The 21,033-nt window shown below is 68.8% G+C and carries 24 protein-coding genes; 22 read left to right on the forward strand and 2 right to left on the reverse strand.

Going from position 1 to position 21,033, the window contains the following annotated elements; all coding sequences use genetic code 11:
• The first annotated feature begins 284 nt into the window (after positions 1 to 284).
• The 21 genes from ACFWHU_RS32215 (at position 285) to ACFWHU_RS32315 (ending at position 14,434) form a co-directional block, all read left to right on the forward strand.
• Positions 285 to 587: an RRQRL motif-containing zinc-binding protein gene (locus ACFWHU_RS32215; RefSeq protein ID WP_387229311.1), complete on the forward strand. Its 303-nt coding sequence runs from the start codon at positions 285 to 287 to the stop codon at positions 585 to 587.
• Positions 588 to 662: 75 nt separating this feature from the next.
• Complete coding sequence (locus ACFWHU_RS32220; RefSeq protein WP_387229213.1) at positions 663 to 1,538, forward strand: DUF6919 domain-containing protein; 876 nt, start codon at positions 663 to 665, stop codon at positions 1,536 to 1,538.
• Positions 1,539 to 1,631: 93 nt separating this feature from the next.
• Positions 1,632 to 2,072, forward strand: a complete 441-nt coding sequence (locus ACFWHU_RS32225) for an ATPase (RefSeq protein WP_387229216.1) — start codon at positions 1,632 to 1,634, stop codon at positions 2,070 to 2,072.
• A 147-nt stretch (positions 2,073 to 2,219) separates the two neighbouring features.
• Positions 2,220 to 2,726: a hypothetical protein gene (locus ACFWHU_RS32230; protein ID WP_387229218.1), complete on the forward strand. Its 507-nt coding sequence runs from the start codon at positions 2,220 to 2,222 to the stop codon at positions 2,724 to 2,726.
• A gap of 14 nt (positions 2,727 to 2,740) precedes the next feature.
• The gene (locus ACFWHU_RS32235; RefSeq protein WP_387229220.1) at positions 2,741 to 3,073 is read left to right on the forward strand and encodes a hypothetical protein; all 333 of its coding nucleotides are present in this window, start codon (positions 2,741 to 2,743) and stop codon (positions 3,071 to 3,073) included.
• Complete coding sequence (locus ACFWHU_RS32240) at positions 3,070 to 4,065, forward strand: AAA family ATPase (protein WP_387229222.1); 996 nt, start codon at positions 3,070 to 3,072, stop codon at positions 4,063 to 4,065. Before ACFWHU_RS32235 ends, ACFWHU_RS32240 begins: the two co-directional genes overlap by 4 nt.
• Positions 4,062 to 4,337, forward strand: coding sequence for a hypothetical protein (locus tag ACFWHU_RS32245; RefSeq protein ID WP_387229225.1), 276 nt, complete (start codon positions 4,062 to 4,064; stop codon positions 4,335 to 4,337). Before ACFWHU_RS32240 ends, ACFWHU_RS32245 begins: the two co-directional genes overlap by 4 nt.
• A gap of 98 nt (positions 4,338 to 4,435) precedes the next feature.
• Complete coding sequence (locus ACFWHU_RS32250) at positions 4,436 to 5,272, forward strand: hypothetical protein (protein WP_387229227.1); 837 nt, start codon at positions 4,436 to 4,438, stop codon at positions 5,270 to 5,272.
• 89 nt (positions 5,273 to 5,361) lie between these two features.
• Positions 5,362 to 5,532, forward strand: coding sequence for a hypothetical protein (locus ACFWHU_RS32255; protein WP_387229230.1), 171 nt, complete (start codon positions 5,362 to 5,364; stop codon positions 5,530 to 5,532).
• A gap of 105 nt (positions 5,533 to 5,637) precedes the next feature.
• Positions 5,638 to 6,123 (forward strand): hypothetical protein, encoded by a 486-nt coding sequence (locus ACFWHU_RS32260; protein ID WP_387229233.1) that lies wholly within the window; start codon positions 5,638 to 5,640, stop codon positions 6,121 to 6,123.
• Positions 6,124 to 6,209: 86 nt separating this feature from the next.
• Positions 6,210 to 6,896 carry a GGDEF domain-containing protein gene (locus ACFWHU_RS32265; protein WP_387229235.1) on the forward strand — a complete coding sequence of 229 codons (687 nt, stop codon included), beginning with the start codon at positions 6,210 to 6,212 and terminating at the stop codon, positions 6,894 to 6,896.
• A complete protein-coding gene (locus ACFWHU_RS32270) occupies positions 6,893 to 7,336 on the forward strand; it encodes a hypothetical protein (RefSeq protein WP_387229237.1) in 444 nt (147 codons plus the stop codon). Before ACFWHU_RS32265 ends, ACFWHU_RS32270 begins: the two co-directional genes overlap by 4 nt.
• Entirely contained in the window at positions 7,333 to 7,545 is a 213-nt protein-coding gene (locus ACFWHU_RS32275; protein WP_387229240.1) for a hypothetical protein, read from the forward strand. The genes ACFWHU_RS32270 and ACFWHU_RS32275 overlap by 4 nt, the downstream gene beginning before the upstream one ends.
• A gap of 153 nt (positions 7,546 to 7,698) precedes the next feature.
• Positions 7,699 to 8,067, forward strand: a complete 369-nt coding sequence (locus tag ACFWHU_RS32280; RefSeq protein WP_387229242.1) for a hypothetical protein — start codon at positions 7,699 to 7,701, stop codon at positions 8,065 to 8,067.
• Between the two features lie 5 nt (positions 8,068 to 8,072).
• The gene (locus ACFWHU_RS32285; protein WP_387229245.1) at positions 8,073 to 8,558 is read left to right on the forward strand and encodes a hypothetical protein; all 486 of its coding nucleotides are present in this window, start codon (positions 8,073 to 8,075) and stop codon (positions 8,556 to 8,558) included.
• 105 nt (positions 8,559 to 8,663) lie between these two features.
• Positions 8,664 to 9,077 carry a hypothetical protein gene (locus tag ACFWHU_RS32290; protein WP_387229247.1) on the forward strand — a complete coding sequence of 138 codons (414 nt, stop codon included), beginning with the start codon at positions 8,664 to 8,666 and terminating at the stop codon, positions 9,075 to 9,077.
• 165 nt (positions 9,078 to 9,242) lie between these two features.
• Entirely contained in the window at positions 9,243 to 10,358 is a 1,116-nt protein-coding gene (gene dnaN / locus ACFWHU_RS32295) for a DNA polymerase III subunit beta (RefSeq protein WP_387229249.1), read from the forward strand.
• Between the two features lie 82 nt (positions 10,359 to 10,440).
• Positions 10,441 to 11,175, forward strand: a complete 735-nt coding sequence (locus ACFWHU_RS32300) for a hypothetical protein (RefSeq protein ID WP_387229251.1) — start codon at positions 10,441 to 10,443, stop codon at positions 11,173 to 11,175.
• The gene (locus tag ACFWHU_RS32305; protein WP_387229253.1) at positions 11,172 to 11,654 is read left to right on the forward strand and encodes a DUF1643 domain-containing protein; all 483 of its coding nucleotides are present in this window, start codon (positions 11,172 to 11,174) and stop codon (positions 11,652 to 11,654) included. Before ACFWHU_RS32300 ends, ACFWHU_RS32305 begins: the two co-directional genes overlap by 4 nt.
• Positions 11,655 to 12,176: 522 nt before the next feature.
• A complete protein-coding gene (locus ACFWHU_RS32310; RefSeq protein ID WP_387229255.1) occupies positions 12,177 to 13,409 on the forward strand; it encodes a ParA family protein in 1,233 nt (410 codons plus the stop codon).
• A complete protein-coding gene (locus ACFWHU_RS32315; protein WP_387229257.1) occupies positions 13,406 to 14,434 on the forward strand; it encodes a ParB/RepB/Spo0J family partition protein in 1,029 nt (342 codons plus the stop codon). The genes ACFWHU_RS32310 and ACFWHU_RS32315 overlap by 4 nt, the downstream gene beginning before the upstream one ends.
• Before the next feature lie 870 nt (positions 14,435 to 15,304).
• Here ACFWHU_RS32315 and ACFWHU_RS32320 read toward each other — a convergent pair.
• Positions 15,305 to 18,229, reverse strand: coding sequence for a tetratricopeptide repeat protein (locus ACFWHU_RS32320; RefSeq protein ID WP_387229259.1), 2,925 nt, complete (start codon positions 18,227 to 18,229; stop codon positions 15,305 to 15,307).
• Positions 18,230 to 19,065: 836 nt separating this feature from the next.
• Here ACFWHU_RS32320 and ACFWHU_RS32325 point away from each other — a divergent pair.
• Entirely contained in the window at positions 19,066 to 19,500 is a 435-nt protein-coding gene (locus tag ACFWHU_RS32325; protein WP_387229261.1) for a hypothetical protein, read from the forward strand.
• A 349-nt stretch (positions 19,501 to 19,849) separates the two neighbouring features.
• Here the strand turns inward: ACFWHU_RS32325 and ACFWHU_RS32330 are convergent.
• Positions 19,850 to 21,033, reverse strand: a 1,184-nt coding sequence (locus ACFWHU_RS32330; RefSeq protein WP_387229262.1) for a tetratricopeptide repeat protein, incomplete at its 5' end; no start/stop codon positions are given.

Consider the following 21,033-nt stretch of genomic DNA (forward strand, 5'->3'; position numbering starts at 1 on the left):
GAGGACTGCTCGTGCTCATTCCCCGACCGCGCCGCCGGATCGGCCGCCCGCGCCCTGTCCGTCCCGGGCCCCGCTACCCCCATCGTCCCGTCCGGCTCCCTTCCGCTTGGAGCCGGTGATGCCCCGCATACGGAAGAGACGCCGCCGCGAGCCGGTAGCGCGGGTGCCGCGCGGCGCCGGGGGCCTGCCGGAGTACGACCGCGGCACCGTCCCCGACGGCCTGGTCACCCGGCGGCAACTGCGGGACAGCAACCTGAGCCGGCGGCCACGGCCCGGTTGCGATCCTGCGCTGCAAGGCGTGCTCCTACACGCCGCAATGGTCGTGCACCCACCCCACCCGCGCCTTCCTGCGCAGCGTCGATCTGGCGAAGCCGAAGCGAACGCCGACGCTCGCCCAGGAATGGGCGCTGGACCGCGCGATGGCCGCACGCCAGACGTGCCCCAACCCCAAATGCGGTCGGCGGTACGAGTTCTGCCTGCCGCTCAAGAAGATCGGCACCTGCCTGGAGTGCCACGACGGAACCCCGGCGGACCCGACCACTTACACCACTCCCCCGTCGTCGGCCGCGCACCGGCTGGCTGCCTGACCGCATGTCACCACCTCGCGCGGCGTTATACGCCGCTGCCCAACCCCTTTGGAGGACCCGTTGAAACTGCCATGGATGAGCCTGCGCGACCGGCGACGGTGGCGGGCGCCGCAGAGCGTCGCCGGCCTCGGGGAGCCGATGGCCCTGTGGCTGGAGGGCACGATTCGGTCCTGGCCCGGATACGCCCCGCGTTACGGCCCCGATGAGGAGACGGCCCACCTGGTCCCCACGCTCGCCGCCCTGAACCGCGGCGGATTCGTCACGGTCGCCTCGCAGCCCGGCCAGGCCGGGCCCGGTGTCGACGGCCAGTGGTGGGAGCAGCGCGCCGCGGTGGAGGGATACATCAGCGACTGCGGCTTGTACGAGCGGCTCCTGGACGTGGCCGACGAGGCCGGGCTCATCACCGTGACGAACGACCCTGTGCTCGGGTGTTACGAGGACCCGGTTGTCGTCACCACCTGCGCCGGTGAGCCGATCACCCGGTTCGGCCACCACCTCGGCTACCGCGACATGCACGTCCAGTGGCCGCACATCAGCCCGGCCGCGTTCGCCGACCTCTACACCGCCGTCAGCCTCGCGGTCATCGCGCCGGAATACGGGGCCGGCGGCGAGCGCCTGTGGCACGTCCTCGGCTCGCTCACGGCCGGGAATGACGGCGCGTACGGCGGCAGTACCGCTCTCCCGTCGCGACCGGCCCCGGTGAGTCATGTGGCCGCGTGCCTGGCCCCGAAGCCGGCGCGTTCGGTGCCGCCGCGGGTGTCGCGGTCGACGGAGCCCCGCTCACTGGCGTCGTACGAACTGGCGCGCCAGGAAGCGTGCTGGCGGTGCGGTCAGCCCCCGGTGGAGGGCACGCACGCCTGGGACGACCGCGGCGACTACCAACTGCTGTCCAACCACACCTTCAAGTGCGCGAACGGGCACGGCTGGAGACACAGCACGGACGGGGGCTGATGCGCGGCCGCGGTCCGTCCCCGGCGGCCTCCACGAAACGCCCCGACGACGACCCGCCGTCCCCACACACACGACGAAAGGCCCCCACCAGCGATGGCCAACGACCACACCCCGGTACAACCGACCCGTACGGCCGTGCAGATCGTCTCCTTCGGCTACCTGCACGGCCCGCTCCTCGACGGCAACGGCGGTCCGCTGCCCGTCGACCTGGTGGTCGACCTTCGCCGGCACTTCCGAGACCCGCACGTCGACCCGGCACTGCGCCAGCTCACCGCGCTCGATGACGCGGTTCGTACGGCCGTGCGCAACACCCCGGGCATCACCGACCTGGTCGCGATGCTCACCGGCGCCGTTCTCGCCTACCGGTCCGGCCCCAGCGCCCACCGGCACCCGGTCACGGTCGCCACGGGATGCGCCGGAGGCAGACATCGCGCGGGCAGCGTCGCTCTCGAACTCGCTGCCGCGCTGCGCGAGCACGGCGTCAGCAGCAGTGTCATCCACCGCGATCTGCACCGCCCCGTCGTCGACCGCTGACGAAGACATCTGACACACATCACAGTGCGGCCCCGGCCAGATGGCCGGGGCCGACGACATGTCCAGGGGCGGCCGCAGCATCGGCACATGAGGCCGGCCGCCCCCGGCATCCCCATCACCCACGTGTGAGATCAGGAGAACTCCAGCATGCATCGTCCCGCCATCTTCGCCGCCGTCCTCGGTTTGGGCCGCGCCGCCTCCAACATCGGCGACCACTGGGTCCAGAACGACCACTGCGCCCGCGTCAAGGGCGCGACCGACGCCAAGCCCGTCTACACGCCCACTGGCAACGCCGATGAGGAGCCTGTCGCGCACGGCACCGCTGACGGGATCAAGGCGTGCGCATGGCACTGCCTGACCTACACCGCCACGCAGGCCGCCGTCGTCGGGATCGGCGCGCGTGTCCTCGGGATCCGGCTGCACCCCGGCGCCGCCGCGGCCGCGCTCGCCGTCTCGGGCATCACCCACTACATCGCTGACCGCCGCGTCCCCGGCGGGGTCCTGGAGACCCTCGCGACGAAGACCGGCAAGAGCAAGCTCTACCGCCTGGCGGACCACGGCATGAACGGCGCCTACGCGCTCGACCAGGCGTGGCACGAGGGCTGGGAAGCCGTGGCCGCGCTGGTCGCCACCACCAGGGCCACCGCACGGTGAACAGCCGGTCCCGTATGCGTCTGGAGCGCGTACGTGCCTCCGCCGGGATCGCCCAGCTCGCTCTCCAGCAGATCCAGGACGACCTCACCGCCGACGACATCGACCAGGAGGAGCTCGCCGGGGTCCTCCGCGAGCTGTGCGACGAAGCCGACCCGCCCGGCGGTCTGATCAGCATGCTCGCGCAGCTGCTCACCACTGCCGCGCGACGGGCCGAGCACATCGAGCCCGACCGCGACGGCGACGCCTCGTGCCCGCTGCACGAAGCCGCCGCGCTGATCAACGACGACGCCGGGCAGCGCCTCATCTGGGCTGCCTGCGCCCTTCACCCGCAAGGAGATTCCGCATGACCGCGCTGATCTACCCCGAGATGCCCGAGCACAGCCTGGTGGTCCTCATCGGCCCCTCCGGCGCTGGGAAGTCCACGATCGCGGCCACCTGGCCCGCCTCCCAGGTGCTGTCCCTGGACGCGCTGCGCGAGGCGGTCAGCGACGACGGGGGCGACCAGGAAGCGACCGGTGACGCGGTTGCCGCTCTGCACCTGCTCCTGGAGGCGCGGATGCGTCGGCGTCTGTTCACGGTCATCGACGCGACCAACGTCACCAGGTCCGCCAGGGAGCCGCTGGTCGCCGCCGCCAAGCGGCACGGCATGCTCCCCATCGCGGTCATGGTCGCTACGCCCGGCAGCGTCTGCATCGAGCGGCAGGGACCGAGGCCGGCCAACCGCACGGTGCCGGAGGACGTGGTCATCCAGCAGCGCAAGGACATGGTCAACTCGCACCGGGCCCTCAAGGCCGAAGGCTTCCCCGAGATCGTCTTCTCCGACAGCCTCTACCGGCTGGAGCCGTTACTTCGCCGCCTGTCCGCGGTACGCGAGGCCGACCTCGGTCGCGACGGCAACACAGGCTTGGGCGATCTGCTGCTGCCGCGTAGGTTCTTCGGCCCCGAGATTCTGCCGCTGTGGCAGTGGAGGCCCGGCTCGAACCTGGTGACCGGCCGGGACCGGGTCGCGCAGGTCCGTCTCGGACAGCAGTACCTCACCCTCGCCTTCCGTGACGATGTCGACGGCGAGGGCGACTTCGGCTTCGACGTACGCCTGCCCTGCCCCTTCGACGACGACTGCGCCGACCCGGCGTGGGCGCCGGTCTACTCGGTCACCGACCTGCATCGCGCCCTGACCGGCGCCATGGACAGCGACCCGGACATCGTCTGCACCGTCCACGGCAGCGTCGACGACATCGACCAGGAGGCCGCCGACCACGACCAGGACGACGACGAGGTCGACGACCCCGAAGAGCGCGCCGACCTCGAAGCACAGGTCATGGACGCGGTCCGCGCATGACCGGAACACCCAACACCGACGCGTCGTGCGGCTGGGACCAGGCCGTCTTCAGTTGCGGCCGGTGCGGCGCCCAGCACACCGCAACCACCGAAGCCGACTACCTCAAGGCCGTCGGCGTCCACGGCGACGCACACGCCGTTTGGGACCGGCTCAACCCCATCGAGCGCGACGGCTTCGTCTCCATCCTGCGCATCGCCCTGTCCGCGCCGGACCTCGTCGCAGAGCTCCTGGTCGTCGCCGACCAGCAGCACCAGACCGAAGACGGCCGGTGAGCCCCGCCGCTCCCGGACCGCACCTGCTCCCGCCCAGCTCGACATCACCGTCCAGTTACGAGCGGCCCCAGCCGCTGACACCCCTCGTGGAGGAACGCATGGCACGCAGCACCCGGCCGGTTGTCCACTACATCGCGACACGGCCCGACGGCACCGTCCCGCCCACCGACAACTACCTCGCCCGGTACGCCCGCGAGCACGGCGAGACCGTCCCGACGGTCAACCTCGCAGACCACATCGGCCAGGTCGTCGACCACCCCAGCCCGGGCCAGAAGTGGTACACCGACAAGCCGTTCTCGTACTTCCACATGTACACGCGGCCCGGCGAGATCCTGGAGCGCATCGAGGACGGCTGGCCCATCCGGCTGTGGATCGTGGAGCCGCTCGGTGAGACCGGCAACTGGCGCGGCCACTACTCCCCGTACTGGCTGATGTCCCACCAGATCCGCGTCGTCGAAGAGACCGACGCCTGGAAGGCGTTCGGGCACCGCGGCGCGCAGACCCTGGCCGCGATCGCCCAACTGCCCGACCTCGCCCGGCAGTGGGCCACCGAGTGGGCCGCCGACCCCGAGGGCACCCGCCGCACGTACACGACGTGGGAGAAGCGGGTGGACCGCACCCGGGCACTGACCGGCTGGGCATTCTGCCGGGCACAGTACTCCCGGCGCGAGGCCGCGCTCCAGGCGGCCAACGAGCTCGCCGGGGCCGCCGCCGCCCAGGCCGCCACCGCCGCCACCGCCGCCGGCGCCGCCCCGCACGCCGTCGCGATGATCCAGCTGCGCGCCCGCTGCCTGGTCGCCGGTCAGCTCATGTTCGACCGCATCCGCAACGGCGAGTACGAGCAGTCGGTGCGGGCGCTACTGCTCGGTGCCGGGCTCGACACCCCCGCCCCCGCCCCCGCCCCCGCCCCGGCCCTGGCCCTGGCCCTGGCCTGACGGTTCTCCGTGCCGCCCCGGCTCCCGTACGACGGAGGCCGGGGCGGTCGCGGTGTTCCGCCGTACGCCAACCAGAGAAGACCCATTTCATGTCACCGATCAATGCCTTCGGGGAGACCGCCGCCCTGTTTGCGGTCCTCAATGGGGACCAGGAGATCGTCGGCGAGATGCTGCCGGGCGAGCGCGCCACCTTCGCAGGACAACTCGACGCGCTCCTGCGGCTGATGACGGACCGGTTCGGCAACGACCGGCACGCCTGATCTGACGGCCCCCTGTGCTGCCCCAACCCTCGCCGCGCGAGTGGTTGGGGCAGCGCGGAGGACCGGGCAGACAGGCCCGCCCCCCGGCACACCACGGAGGAATCTGTGACCGAGACCCTGGAACCCGTCGCCGCAGCTGACGGTTCACCGCTGGCCCGCCTGTTCGCGATCGTCGGCGAAATCGACACCGCCGACGAGGCCGAACAGCGCGATGCCGCCGAGCTCGCGGCGGGCCACCACCTCTACACCCAGTACGCCGACACCCTGGACCGGGCCCTGGACCAGGACGACTGGACCGGCCACCCTGCGGTGAAGAACCTGCGGTTGGGTTCGTCCGCAGTCGCGTGGCTGCACGGCGGGCTGTGGCTGCACCACACGCACGGCCGGGAGACCGACGAAGACCGCGACGTTCTCACGCTGATCGTGCCCTGCTCCTGCGGCCGCGGCTACGTCCCGTACGAGCTGGAGAACGAGGACGACCTGCTGAAGATCCTCACCGGCCTGCGCCCCACCGGCGGCCACGTCACGCACGAGCCGGGAAGCGGCGAGTGCGACAGCGTCATCGACCTGCTCGCCCAGACGCACAAGTAATCCCCGGGACAGCCGCGCTGCTTGGCGGCCGACGACGGCTGCCCCGGGTCACCCAATCCCGTACGAGACGAGAGGGAGACACCAGTATGGACTCCGCCCTGCGCTTACAGGCCCGCTCCGGGCAGCGCGCGCTCCTCATCACGACCCTCGCGGTTCCGCTCACCGGCTGGACCGTCCACGCCCTGACGCTCCACCGGCGCCTGGCCGAAGCCCGCAAGGACCAGCTCTCCGGCTTGCCGCTCCGACCGGAGTTCATCGCGTACGGCGAGCGGGTCCTGCGAACCCGCCGCCGGGACGCCCTGCATGTCCTGATGCTGGACGGGGTCGACTTCAAGGGCGTCAACGACACCTACGGGCACGCCGCGGGCGACGCCGTCATCCAGACCATGGGCCACCGCCTCGCCCGCTGGAGCTCCAGCCGTACGGCGCTCGTGGCCCGGCTGGGCGGCGACGAATTCGCCGTCTGCGCCGTGTTCCCGCCGTCGACCGCCCTCGCGGAGATCACAGCGCTGCGCGAGGAGCTGCAGCAGCCGCTCCAGTACGAGGGACAGGCACTGCGCCTGGACGTCTCGATCGGCATCGCCCGCGCAGCGGACCTGTCCGGCGAGACCATGGGCCGGATCCTGCGCGGCGCGGACAAAGCGATGTACAAGGTCAAGGAGGGCGAGGCGACGTTCCCGTACTTCGCGACGCGGGCCGACGCCTACGCGAAGACGGTCAACGGCCGCCGCGCCGGCCGCCGAGGCACGCACACCCCGGCGCGCGCCGCGTGAGCGCCGCCGAACTCAAGGGCGGCGACTGGATCCGCAGCATCACCATCAAACAGCCGTGGACCACTGCCATCACGGCCGGGGCCAAGACGATCGAGAATCGTCCGCAGCACTGGTCCTGGCGGTCCTGGGTCCTGTTGCACGCGGGCCAGAGCATCGACCGGCCCGCGCTGCGACTGCCGCTGGTCGCCCGCACGATCCGCGGCCGCGAACTGGTCACCGGCGCCGTGCTCGGTGTCGCCCGGCTCACCGACTGCCACCAGGACCCGGACGACTCCCCGCCCTGCACACCCTGGGCGCAGCACGGTGCGTGGCACCTGGTCCTCGAGGACGTCCAAGAGCTCGCCCTGCCGATCCCCGCACGCGGTCAGCTCGGACCGTGGAAGCCCACCGAGGACCTGGTCGCCCGGGTCCTTCAGCAGTTGCCCCACCTGCGGCCTTGACCCGCAAGCGCGTCAAGGCGCCGCTGTTCGAGACGGGCTGCGTTCCGTCTCCCGGCGGTCCCACGCCGATGCGCTCCCACCACAGCGAGCCCGTACACAAGGCGTGCGCGGAGGACTGGATCACCCGAAACGCGACCGAGGCCCGCCTCGGCAGGTTCGCCTCCGACGTCCAGCCCAAGAGCCGCAACGGGGCCGGCGACCACGCCTGACCTTCCCCGCGCCCGGTGACATCGCCCCTGTACGACCGGGGCGGCTCCGGGCACGGCAACGCCCCGGGGCGGTCCGCTCCGTCACTGGCCATGTCGCCAGCCGGACACCCCCGGGGGCTCCCTCACTTTCGCATGTTCAAGGAGCCCTTCACCATGCAGCCCTCCGTAGTCCCCCTGGACCGCCTCATAGGCCCCGAGCACGCCGCCCAGTTCATCAACAGCCTGGTCCGCGACCTCATGGTCCAGGACCTGCTCCCGGAATCTGTCGCGTACCAGCTCGTCTGCGAAGGCGTCCTGGCGGGCGACCCGTTCCTGCTTGCCGAGCCCGGCCAGGCATGGGCCCTGCGCCCCGAGATCACCGACCCCGCCCCCGGACTTCTTCTCATCATCCGGCGGGACATCGACCAGCTTGGCGTGGAGGACGAGCACGGGCAGCGGCACACGATCCCGCTGTACGCCCTGAACGCCTACGAGCTGGACCAGTGGTGCTGGGCCCGCCCCGACACCACCGGCCGGAGGTGAGCACCATGACCGATTCGATAGTCCTGGACGGCTACCTCGACGAAGAGACAGTGCCCGGCCCGCACGGGGCCGCGGCCCGCTTCCGCCTCACCGTCTCCCCCACGGACGAGATGGCTGACGAGATGATCCTGCCGTGCAGCGTCACTGACCCGGTCATGGCACACGCCGTACTCCACGACCTGGTCCCTGGTGACCATTTGCGCGTCACCGGCCACCTGCGGCTGCCCCGCAGGTCTGACGAGCCGTTGTGGCTGGTCGTCACCGCCGTCGAAGTCCTCGCGAGCGCCCCGCTCATAGGCACCCCAGCGACCGTTGGCACCGCCGTCATGGAGCGGTACGGGCCGTACATCTGCTGGCACGACCCGGACTCCGGCGGCGACGTGCCGGTGTGGACGGAGACCGGCACCTGGGTGGGCGTCGCCGCCGACCCGGGGGAACTGAGCGATCTGATCGCCCAGTTTGAGCAGCGCCAAGCCGCCGGCGAGACCTGACACCCGCTGTCGCGCCGGCCCCGCGTGCGCGAGAACGAGCGCACTTCGTGACCAGCGGCACCACGAGCAGCACCCACCCACCATCAATACGGAAGGCAGGACGCAGTGAGCGTCATCGGACAGGAAGCTGGAATCGAGCACGGCTCGATGCGCGGATACCGGCAGCACACCTACCGCAAGATCAAGGCGACCGAAGAGTGCGGCTGCCTCGCCGCGGTGCGGGAGCACCAGCGCAAGAGCAGGCCGGTCATCGGCCGCAGCGAGAAGCAGAAGCAGTGGCACGGCGGCCAGTACGCGCACGGCGGCACCGGATCGCAGCCCGGGCGCCCGATTCTCCCGCCGGGCGAGTGCCCGACCGAGGGGTGCGGGCAGGAATGCGCCGGGCGTACCGTCCAGCGCCTCGGCTGGGTCCGCGTCCATGTCCAGGGCTCCACCGTCCCGCCCCGCACGTTCTGCTCCGGCTCCTGCGCCTCGGTCGGCATCGCATTGGGCGAGCTCCGCATGAAGCCCACCACCTGAACCACCGAGCCTTCTCCATGTAGCGGCCCGCCCCACTCAGGGGCGGGCCGCTACATCCCTGTTCGGCCCGGGGCGGCCGCCGGCCACGAGCCCGGCCGCCCCGGCTGCCACCCGCCCACCACCGCGACGCCATCGACGCCGCACGCCGGCAGACGAGGACACACCGTGAAACTCCGCATCGACCACCCGGACCTGGCCGCCGCCGTCAGCTACGCCGCCCGCAGCCTCCCCGTCCGGCCCCCGGCGCCCGTGCTTGCTGGTCTCCTTCTCACCGCCGGCACCGACCAGTTGCGGGTGAGTGGCTTCGACTACGAGGTGTCGGCCGACGCCGCGGTCCCGGCGGTCGTCAGCGAACCCGGCCGTGCCCTGGTCTCGGGACGCCTTCTTGCCGACATCGCCGGTGTCGTGAGGGGCGACGTGCAGCTCACCGTCGAAGGGCCCCGTCTCATCCTCAACGCCGGGTCCGCCCGCTTCACCCTGCCCATGCTGCCGCTGGAGGAGTACCCGGCACTTCCCGAGCCCGGCGACCCGTCCGGCACGCTGTCCGGTGGTGCATTCGCCGAAGCGGTCACGCAGGTCGCCACCGCCGTCAGCCGGGACGACTCCGTGCCCGTCCTGACCGGCATCTCCCTGGTCATCGACAGCGGCGCCCGCACGCTGACGCTGTCCTCAACCGACCGCTACCGGTTCGCCGTCCGCACCCTGGAGGTCAAAGACCTCTCCCCCGACCTGCCCCTCGACAGCGCACTGATCCCCGCCAAGCCCCTGCTCGACGCGGCGAAGGCCGCCGCCGACGACCCGGCGGTCGACCTGTCCCTGCCCGGCGGGCACGGCATCCTCAGCCTCTCCGGCGACCACAGCGCCACCACCATCCGCGCCATGGGCGGTGAATTCCCCGACTACACCAAGCTCTTCCCCACCGCGTTCGCGTACACCGCCACGGTGGACACCGCCGCACTGACGGCCGCCGTCAAACGCGTCTCCCTGGTCGCCACCAAGGACTCCCCGCTCCGGCTGCACTTCGCCGACAACAGCCTCCGCCTGGAGGCCGGGACCAGCGACGACGCCCAGGCCCTCGACAACGTCGACACCAGCCTCGACGGCGACGAACTGACCGTGGCGTTCAACCCCACCTTCCTCCTGGACGGCCTCACCGCCCTCGGCACCGAGCAGTTCCAGTTCCAGTTCACCTCCCCCACCAAGCCCGCCGTCCTACGCGGTGCCGGCACCAACGACCGCGCACTGCGCTACCTGCTCATGCCGATCCGGCTCACCAACTGACCCCCTGCCCCTCGTGCCGCGTCCCCCGACCGGAGGGCGCGGCGCCCCGCTCCAGCCCTTCACCAGCGACCAGGAGGCACCGATGCCCACCTCCCCCTCCCCCGCCCTGCTACGGATCCGCCGGCAACTGCTGTCGACCGCCTACGGCAACGCGGACTTCCGCTACCAACTGCTCGCGTCCCTCGCGGACCGGGCACTGGCCGAGCTGGACCGGCACAGTTCCGCCGAAGCCGAGGAGCTGGCCGACAGCTACCTCCGGCCGGAGTACATCGGCATCACCGAGGACGAGGCGCTGAAAGAAGCCGGCTCGCTCGGGATCGACACCTCCGGCTGGGAAGAGCGCCGCGAGCGCATCCGCTCCTACACCCGCGGGGCTGACGCCGTCACTCCCGACGGCACGCCGGCCGATATCGCGCAGCGCTTGTGGGCGTCGCTGTTCGACAACTACCCGTCCGTCGCCGCTGCCCTCGCCGATCATCTGACCGGGTTGCCGCCGACATGGCGCATGGACCTGTTCCAGACCGACGACCTCACCCAGGTTCCGGCCGAACCCGGCCAACGCGGCGACAACGGCCCGGAGACCGCCCCCTACAACAGCACCGACTGGGAGGACTGCGCCGCCTGCATGGAGGCGAACGACCTGTGCCGTTTCCACGGCGGCTTCCTTGCCGGCGAACAGCACCTCCGGGGACTGCTGGTCACGCTCGCCACCGACTCCATCGCCCTGGAGCAACTCCAGGACCGGAACCACGAGATCGGCCAGAGGCAAGCCCGCGAGAGCGCAGAGAAGGTCCCCGAGCGGGAGACCTCCCAATGATCCGCACCGCGCTGATATCCGACTGCGGCCGATACCGGTACCGCCTCACCCGCACCTGGGGCCCCGGCCCGACCGCCGTGTTCGTCATGCTCAACCCGAGCACCGCCGACGGCACCCAGGACGACCCGACGATCCGGCGCTGCATCACCTTCGCCCGCGCCTGGGACTGCGGAAGCCTCACCGTCGTCAACCTCTACGCCTGGCGCGCCACACAACGCGCCGACCTCTGGCTCGCGCCCGACCCGGTCGGCCCGGACAACGACGAGCACCTCAGCGCCGCGGCATCGGCAGCACAAGAGACGAACGCACCCCTGGTAGGCGCCTGGGGTGCGTCCGCTGCCACAGCCCATATCACCGAGGTCCTGGCCCTGCCCGGCATGGAGCGTCTCACCGCACTCGCCGTCACGAAAGCTGGCCAGCCCAAGCACCCGCTGTACCTCCACGCCAGCCTCACGCCCACCCCCTGGGCCGCGCCCTGACCGGCGTCCGAGAATCCAAGAGCCCCGCACCTCCCTGAGCCAGGGAGATGCGGGGCTCTTTTGCGTTCTGCCGCAGATCGGTCTGTCAGTCGCAGAACACCGGGATGTGGTGCGTCCACTTGGGCACCCGCGTGGTCGGTGAAGTCAATGTTCCACGCCTCGCCCCGCCCAGCGTGGCCCGGCAGTGCCTGCCGCACCACTGGCCGATCCGAGCCGCTTCTCCACGCGCCACGGCGGCAGTGTCGTAGCGACAGGCTGACAGCTGGCAAACCTAGGCGTCATCAACTACGGCGATACTGACCTTAAGTGCTGAACTACATGAAAAGCGACGCACAGAAACGCACCCTAGAAGCCCCGCCTCGGACTCTCCGGTATGGCGCGATGTCGAACGAGGATTCAGGACCTCAGAGCGGCGTACAGGCGCTCTGAGGTTCGGCGTGCGGATGGCCCTCTCCAACACCGTCGCAAAAAACTAACGTGTCAAAGCGTGCGTCGGTCGGCAGAGTTAGTAATGTGCCTGCCATGACATCGCCCACAGCTGGCGACCGAGAAAAGGTCGTCTCCAAGCTGCCATCCGGATTGCAGCAAGCCCTCAAGGTGCGAACCGCCCAGCACGGCATCGATATCCAGCACGCGGTCGAAGCAGGCATCACAGACTGGCGTGGACTCGGCTCCAACCTGGATCAAGTCGACACGGCCGGAGCCAAGTCCTTCGCTACCTTCCTCCCCAACGGTCAATGGGAGGCGTTCCGTGCCGACTGCGTCGCTCGCGGCGTCTCCATCGTTCAAGGCCTCTCCCAGTCGGTTCTGGTGTGGCTTGAGCGAAACCCCGCCCCCGGCACCGTCCGGCCGCACACCGTTCGACGCCTGATCGTCTGCAACCAGAAGGGAGGCGTGGGGAAGACCGCCACCGCTGCCGGCGTCGGAGAAGCCTTCGCTGAGAACCCTGATCAACTCCATGCCGTCCGTGTGTCCAAGTACTACGCCGCTCTACTCGAGGACGACCACGCAGAACCGGAACTCCAGGACCTTCCCGGACTAGGCCTCAGGGTCCTGCTCGTGGACTTCGACCCCCAGTGCCACCTCACGCAACAACTCGGGCACCTACCTCTCGCCATCGACGGCGACAGCCTCACCAAGCACATGGCAGGTGAGGCGAAAGGCAAACTGCGCGACCTCATCGTGCACATCGAGGACGAACGCTTCGGCGACCGTCTCGACCTCCTGCCGGCCTGTACGGACGCCTTCCTCCTCGACGTCAAACTCTCCGGAGTCCGCGCCCGGGAAGCCGCCCTCGAACGTGCCCTCGCACCCATCGAAGCCGACTACGACGTCATCATCGTCGACTGCCCACCCAGCCTCGGACTCAGCATGGACGCCGCCGCCTACTACGGCCGCCGCCGCCCAGACGAGGTCACCGGCAACTCCGGAGCCCTCATCATCGTCCAAGCCGAGGACAGCTCCGCAGACGCCTACGACCTCCTCACCTCGCAGATCCAGGACCTGCGCGACGACATGAATCTCGAACTCGACTACCTCGGCATCATCGTCAACCACTACGACGCCCGCCGGGGATACATCGCCACCTCGTCCCTCTCGAACTGGATGGCCATACAGAATCCGCGAGTCATCGGCGTCATCGGTGATCTGAAGGAACAGAAGGAGGCCGTGCGCGTGAAGCGCCCCCTCCTGGCCTACTCGCCACGTTGCGACCAAGCCGTCGGCATGCGCGCACTGGCACGGGAGATCGCATGAGCAACAAAGCATCCGCTCTTGGCAGTGGTTCGTCGTTCGCCAGAGCGCAGAACATCAGCCCCCGCCGGGCAGCGATCAACGCGGCAGCGGCTGCCCCCACTGAGGGAGCGCCGCCGCCCGTCAAACTGCCCGTCAACCTCATCAGCCTCAACCCGGCCAACCCGAGGTCCTCACTCGGCGACCTCGCCGACCTCGCCGGCAGCATGCGCGATCACGGGCAGAAAACCGCGATCAGCATCATGAGCCGCTTCTCGTACCTCGAAGCCCATCCCGGCAAGGAAGGAGACCTGGAAAAGGGCACCAAGTACGTCGCCATCGACGGCAACTCCCGTCTCGCCGCCGCGCGAGAAGCTGGCATAGAAGAAGTCAAGGTGATGCTCGATGACGACCTCGGCGCGGACTCGGACGAAGTCCTCGAATCCGCACTGGTCGCGAACATCCACCGCAACGATCTCGACCACCTCGACGAGGCCGAGGTTCTCAAGCAACTCCTCAAAAAGCATGGCACCCAGGCGGCTCTCGCCGCTCGTCTCCACCGATCGCAGGGATGGGTGGCCCAACGCCTCGCCCTCCTCGGCTTGACTCCAGAACTCAAGGAAGCGCTGGTATCAGGGAAGGAGTCAGCCGAGCTACTTAGGCGGGTTGGTAACAAGAAGCCCGAGGAGCAGAACGAGCACCTGAAAAGGCTGAAGGAGGAACAAACCGAAGAGGAAGAAGCGAAGAAGCGACGCACTGTGGACAGGGCAGCGAAGAAGAAGCGCGCGTCTCCAGCAGTGCCCAACCAGCAGACCGCGAAGCCGTCTGACGACCAGCGAACCACGAACGCGCCACCGGCTGCACAGACCTCGGAGTCCCGGCCGAGTCCTGGGGAGTCGGCGCCTGAACGACCCGCTGAGCCTGTCACCATCACCGCCGAAACCTGGAACGACCCGGCCGTGGTGAAGGACATGATGGCTGAGCACATGACGGTGGAGAACCGGCAGATTCTGCGACAACTCATCGCGGCAGACCCCGAGTGGGCATAGGTTCCCCTCCCACTCCCCCGCCCCCGGGTCAGCGGCTCCAGTCCTCCGACCCAGGCGCCCGATTACAGCGCGGGCCCCCGGGGGCCAACCCCTCTCCCCCAGCGGATTATTACGCCGTAATGAGCCGAGGCGGTCCACCAAGGCAGTCGACGCCAGCGACCCGGATCATTACGGCGTAATAATGGGCGCCCTCGGAATGACCGGGCGGCGACAGACGCCCGAGTCCCCGACGGCAAGCTCGGCGGCGCCCATCGACGCGATGATGCCGCTACAGCTCGCCAAGTACAGCGTCCCTCCCGCGGATACCCACCCGGCCGGCCTCACTGCCAGCATCGGGTGCGTATTCGGTGTCTGCTGTGCGGTCCAACGAGCCGATTGACGAGAACCCCGGTCGCTTCTGTGGCGGAGCCCGGACCGTAAGCGATCGACGCGGGAGAACCGGAGCCCTCGAACTAGCCCAGGGGCTTTAACCCTCGTCAAGTTCTACGGATCCCAGAAGAAGGCATCCAAACGATTCGGCATGGCCCAGTCCGCCCCGCGCAGAAGCGGGTCATCAAGATGCCGTGGCACGACGGCGGCCAAGTTGCCGACCTGGTCCGGCAGAAGGTGGACGCCGAACAAAGGGAAGAGCGGGGCGCATCGCCAGTGGCGGAGGTGCTGGTCCACAGCCAAAGGGCCAGCACCCACTCGCTCTCGCTTGACGGGGGGACTGCCGAAGACCCCGTGACTACGCCGCGTCGACTCTGAAAAGCCAGCGCACTGATTCTCGCCGAAGGGGAGTAGCGCTCATCGAACTGCTCCAAGACATCCCAAGCAACCGCTTGTGGTCTCCGGCCGTGAAACGACGGACAGCTGACAGGAGTTCACAGCTCAAACGCCATCCAGTGCTTGCAGAAGCCGCTCCCGGTAGCGAAGCACCGGCTCGCAGCCCGAAGATGTCGTCAGCAGCAACTGATCGAGATCAGTGATCAACTCAAGAATGTTGCTGTGTGGAGGCATGGGCTCCAGGAACACGGTAAGAGCGCGCTCTGCATCAGCCCAGTGGGTCATGGCGCAGTACGCAACAACCAGATTCCCCCGACCGTTCGCACCCTGGCTGTCAGCTTCCTCGGCGTCTTCTGTAAAAAGCTCGACAGCCCGTGCCAAGTCGCTGCCACCGTTGCTGCGTCCTGAACAGCGATGGGTCAGAGCTCTCTCGTAGAAGGCCCAACCACTCAGAGGGTTGAGTTCGATGATGTGGTTGAGGTCGGTGAGTGCGTCGTTGTACCGGCCCATGAGTCGGTAGGTCTGGCCGCGGCCGGTGATGGCCCACGCGTATTCAGGGTTGAGTTCGATGGCGCGGTTGAGGTCGGTGAGTGCGTCGTCGTATCGGCCTATCAGCTGGTAGATCCGGCCGCGGCCCACGCTGATCCACGCAGCGGTCGGATCGAGTTCGATGGCGCGGTTGAGGTCGGTGAGTGCGTCGTCGTATCGGCCCATCGCCCGGTACGTCTCCCCGCGGCTTGCGATGGCCCAACCACTCAGAGGGTTGAGTTCGATGGCGCGGTTGAAGTCGGTGAGTGCGTCGTCGTATCGGCCCATCAGCCGGTACGTCTCCCCGCAGTTGGCGATGGCCCAGTCGGCCTGGGGATCGAGTTCGATGATGTGGTTGAGGTCGGTGAGTGCGTCGTCGTATCGGCCCATCCTCCGGTAGGTTCCGCCGCGGCCCGCGATGATCCACGTAGCGGTCGGATCGAGTTCGATGGCGCGGTTGAGGTCGGTGAGTGCGTCGTCGTATCGGCCCATCAGCTGGTAGATCCGGCCGCGGCCCGCGATGATCCACGCAGCGGTCGGATCGAGTTCGATAGCGCGGTTGAAGTCGGTGAGTGCGTCGTCGTATCGGCCCATCAGCCGGTACGTCTGGCCGCGGCCCACGCTGATCCACGCAGCGGTCGGATCGAGTTCGGCGGCGCGGTTGAGGTCGGTGAGTGCGTCGTCGTATCGGCCCATCGCCCGGTACGTCTGGCTGCGGCTGGTCAAGGCCCAGCGGTAGTTGGGGACTAGTTCGATAGCGCGGTTGAAGTCGGCGAGGGCTTCGTCGTACCGGCCCATCAGCCGGCACGTCTCCCCGCGGTTGGCGACGGCCCCTGCGTCCGGGCTGATTTCGATGGCACGGTTGGAATCGGCGAGAGCTTCGTCGAAGCGCCCGAGCGACCTGTGAGTTATCCCGCGTCTGATAAAGGCCAGGGTGAAATCAGGATCAGCGTTGAGGGCTTGCCCGTACGCGGTGATGGCTTCGCTGTCCCGGTCGGCGAGGTGGAGGTGCCATCCCCGATGGGTGTGCGCTTGGGCGCGGACCCTCGCGGTGAGGTCCGGTGCGGTCAGCAGAACCAGCAATGTATCGAGAAAGGGCTGGGCGCCGGCAACGGCACTGGTGAGGCGTTCACTCCACTGAGTGAGAAGGGGATGGCCGGTGTCGCGGCCGACCCGGGCGAGGATGTCGATCCAGCGTCGAAGGACACTCAGGTCCTCGCTGGCAGCGTGCACCGTGTCTTCCAGCGCGGACGTGAGGTGACGTCTTGGGTCTGCGCACAGGCGGTGGTAGGTCTCGCTGCCGCGGTGGGTACGCCAGTCGAGATCGGCCCACCTTTTCCGCCCCTTGAGGTTCTCCTCTGTCGTGGCACGCCAGGCCGCGTAGGCGTCGGCGAGCTGGGTATGACGTTCGGCCCACACGAGCGGGGAACGAGTCTGCAGGTAGCGGAGCATGCTGGTGCGCACGACGTCGTGGTACTGGCGGTGGGTGCCGTGGCCGGTTACGAAGGGCTGCTGGCACAGCCATCCGTAGCGTCCGGCCGCTGTGTCAGGGACGACGACGTGGAATATGTCCTCGTTGAGCTGGACCGGCAGGGCACATGACAGGACCGTTGCTTGTTCGTCGGGGTCAGGAATCCAGCGGACGAACCGGGCCACGGCCACGTCGACCGAGTGTCCGGCATCCGTCGGGTCGTCGGAAGATCCCGGGTCGATGTGGGCGAGGGTGTCCACGAGCAGCGGCAGCCCCATCGACAGGTGAAGGATCTCCTGAATCTTGGATTCGTCGCCGCTGACACCGCGAGCGGCGAGCAGCGCGCGGGCTTCCTGCTCAGTGAACACATCCAGCGGCACGTCCGTGATCTGTCCCCGCAGTTCGGCCCATTCGCGCTCGCCGAGCTCGTTCTGCCCGGCTAGCACCACCAGCACATTGGCTGGCATCGGTCCGCAGGCGTCCAGGAGCAGATCCCGTATCCACGTGTCGAGGTAACGGCCTGTCTGCTCCCAGGTGTCGAAGAACAGCACCAGCCATGTGTGCTCCTCGGCCAGGCCCGCCAGTTCCTGGACAAACACGGTACTGAGGGCTTTGACCGGCTCCTCCGAAAGAGGATCGCGCCGACCCCGCTCCCGGAACCCGGTACGTAGCCGGTCCAGCCCCTGGGCCGCGATCTCGGGGCTTGCCATCCCCGCAAGGACACTCACCCCCGGCAGCAGAGCCGCTCCACCGAGCGCGGCCTGAGCGATCACACGGCTCGCCGTCGACGCCTCGCCGGAACCGTCCTCCGATTCTTCCGAATCATCAGCCTGCGCAGGCGCGGCTCGCCGGGCATCCCGCTCATTGCGATACCGCTCCACGGCCCCGGCGAACGCCTTCAACTCGCCGCCCCGTCGTCCCAGTTGCGCCGCGATGGCCTCCATCGCCTCGACTACGCCCCGTACCTCAACCTCGTCGACAATCGCCGTCAGCGCCCCGCGCGCCTGGGCCGTGCCCTGCCAGTGACGCACCAGCGACGACTTCCCTACCCCTCCCACACCTCGTACATGGAACAAAAAGTCCACGTCATCTGACTCCGGAGATCGCGCCAGATTCTCCGCGAATGCCGAACGCTGCACATGCCGTCCGACGAACCCCTCACGTGCCCGCGCACGGATCAACTCGCCACGCGACCGCCCCACACCTCGCTGCGCCACCACAGCTCACCCCCCCTGCGTACAAGCCTGCCGTGTGAACGAAGGGCGGTGCCAGGAATCAGTCATATCGAGGGAGTCTTCGTTCCGGGACCACGCTGAGCACAGCAGCGAGCGGCCCCACAGTGGCCGCCGCCGGCCGCCCGGTAGCAGCGTCGCTACATGGGGGAGTGGGGCACCGGCCCCGGCGACGACACCGAAGGCCAGCTTCACCAAGAGGGAGGGCGGGACCGATTCGCCACATACGTAAGTCGCCTCGCGGGCGGGAGTTCGGAGTCACACACGTCAGGACTCTTCCGATAACGCGGCGGCCAGTGGTCGGGTAGCGACGGCTATCAGACCGGTCCCTGTGACACGGCGCCCCCGACCAGGCGACCAGGCGACCAGGCCGGCCCGCAGCCGCAGGAGCGCGAGCAGCCGCACCAGCGGGCAGCGCCGGGCCCGCAACGAGAGTTCATAGTGAGGGCTGACCGTCGCAACTTGAGCAGCGGCGCTGCGCACGGTGGGCGAGGTGATCGACCGTGCGATTGCGGTGACGTAGGGCTTGGCCAGTCAGGCCCTGCCCCCGCCGCCCAGTTGATCCTGCACCTGCGCCGAATTCCGCACCGTCCGCGATTCGCGGACGGTACGTCGGAGGTGGCATTGTGCCCGCTATGGCGACGACGAACGATCCTGGCCGGGGGCAGATGCTCCTGGCCGCCGAGGCCCTGCTGCTGGAGCGGTACGGCGACGGGAGCCGCTCCCTGGACCCGGTCCGCGTGATGCACGCCGTGTGCGCCGCCACCGACGGCCACAGCGTGCACGAGAACCGGGAGCTGCCTGACGCGTCGGCAGAGGACGCCCTTGCCGCGCTGACCCAGCTCGATGAGGCCCGGGCTACTCTCGACGCTCTGGAGCGCGACCTCACCAGGGCCGCCCGCGTCCGCGGGGCCTCCTGGAGACAGATCGCCGGCGCTCTCGGCCTGGCCTCACGGTCCAGTGCAGAGAGCCGCTTCGTCCGCCTGGAGCGCGACGTCACGAGCTCCCGGAGCGACCGATACCCCGAACGGCTGCGCGCCGAGCGGGCCCGCGACCGGGCTGCCCGGTAAAGCACGGACCCTCCCGCATGAGCGGCGCGTCCGGCGCTTCCTGGTGGCCGGGCCGGAATACCGGCGCCGTCCTCACAGACCGCCTCCGCTTACGATCTCCAACAGTCACACCGAATGCCGTTCTCGGAGTTCGCTCGGCAGGCCTGCGGCCGGCAGTTGGGGCACTTCTGGATGTCGGTGCGCTCGATATGCCAGGCAGCGAAGGCGGCGTGTGCAAGGTCCGCTGTGGTGGCGGCTGCATCGCCCCGCATCCCGTACATGCCGTCTGGGACAAGTCGCGGCATGGGGTGGCCGGAGGTCCGTGCGTAAGTCACCGCAGCACGCCACGCTGTTGACGGGAGTTCACAGCTCATGTCCCGCTAGATGCTTGCTGAAGCCGCTCCCGAAAGCGGTGTACTGGCTCGCGGTCCGAAGCTGTCATCAGCTGCAACTGGTCAAGATCAGTGATCACATCAAGAATGTTGCTGCGTGAAGGTAGGGACTCCAGGAACACGGAAAGAGCGTGCTCTGCATCAGCCCAGCGGGTCATGGCGCAGAAGGCAACGACGAGATTCCCCCGGCCAGTCGCACCGTGACCATCAGCCTTCTCGGCATCTTCTGTAAAGAGTTCGACAGCCCTCGCCAGGTCGCTGTCGCCGTCGCCGCTTCCTGAACAGCGTTGGGATACGGCTCTCTCGTAGAGGGCCCAACCATTCAGCGGATCGATTTCGATGGCGTGGTTGAGGTCGGTGAGGGCTTCGTTGTGGCGCCCCATGAGCTGGTAGGTATGGCCGCGGCCTGCGATGGCCCACGCGTCGGTGGGGTTGAGTTGGATGGCGTGGTTGAAGTCGGTGAGTGAGTCGTCGTAGCGGCCCATGAGCTGGTAGGTATGGCCGCGGCCTGCGATGGCCCACGCGTAGGTGGGGTTGAGTTGGATGGCGTGGTTGTGGTCGGTGAGGGCGTCGTCGTAGCGGCCAAGAGACCGGTAGGCCTGGCCGCGGCCTGCGATGCCCCAGTCGGCTTGGGGGTTGAGGTCGATTGCGTGGTTGAAGTCGGTGAGGGCTTCGTTGTGGCGCCCCATGAGCTGGTAGGTATGGCCGCGGTTGGCGATGGCCCACGCGTCGGTGGGGTTGAGTTGGATGGCGTGGTTGAGGTCGGTGAGTGAGTCGTCGTAGCGCCCCATGAGCTGGTAGGTATGGCCGCGGATAATGATGGCCCAGTTGGCTTGGGGGTTGAGGTCGATTGCGTGGTTGAGGTCAGTGAGGGCTTCGTTGTGGCGCCCCATGAGCTGGTAGGTATGGCCGCGGTTGGCGATGGCCCACGTGTAGGTGGGGTTGAGGTTGATTGCGTGGTTGAAGTCGGTGAGGGCGTCGTCGTAGCGCCCCATGACCCGGTAGGCCTGGCCGCGGCCTGCGATGGCCCACGCGGCTTGGGGGTTGAGTTCGACGGCGCGGTTGTGGTCGGTGAGGGCGTCGTCGTAGCGCCCCATGACCCGGTAGGCCTGGCCGCGGCCTGCGATGGCCCACGCGGCTTGGGGGTTGAGTTCGACGGCGC

Origin of the sequence: Streptomyces sp. NPDC060366, from assembly GCF_042725135.1 — a bacterium.
Taxonomy (GTDB): Bacteria; Actinomycetota; Actinomycetes; order Streptomycetales; family Streptomycetaceae; genus Streptomyces.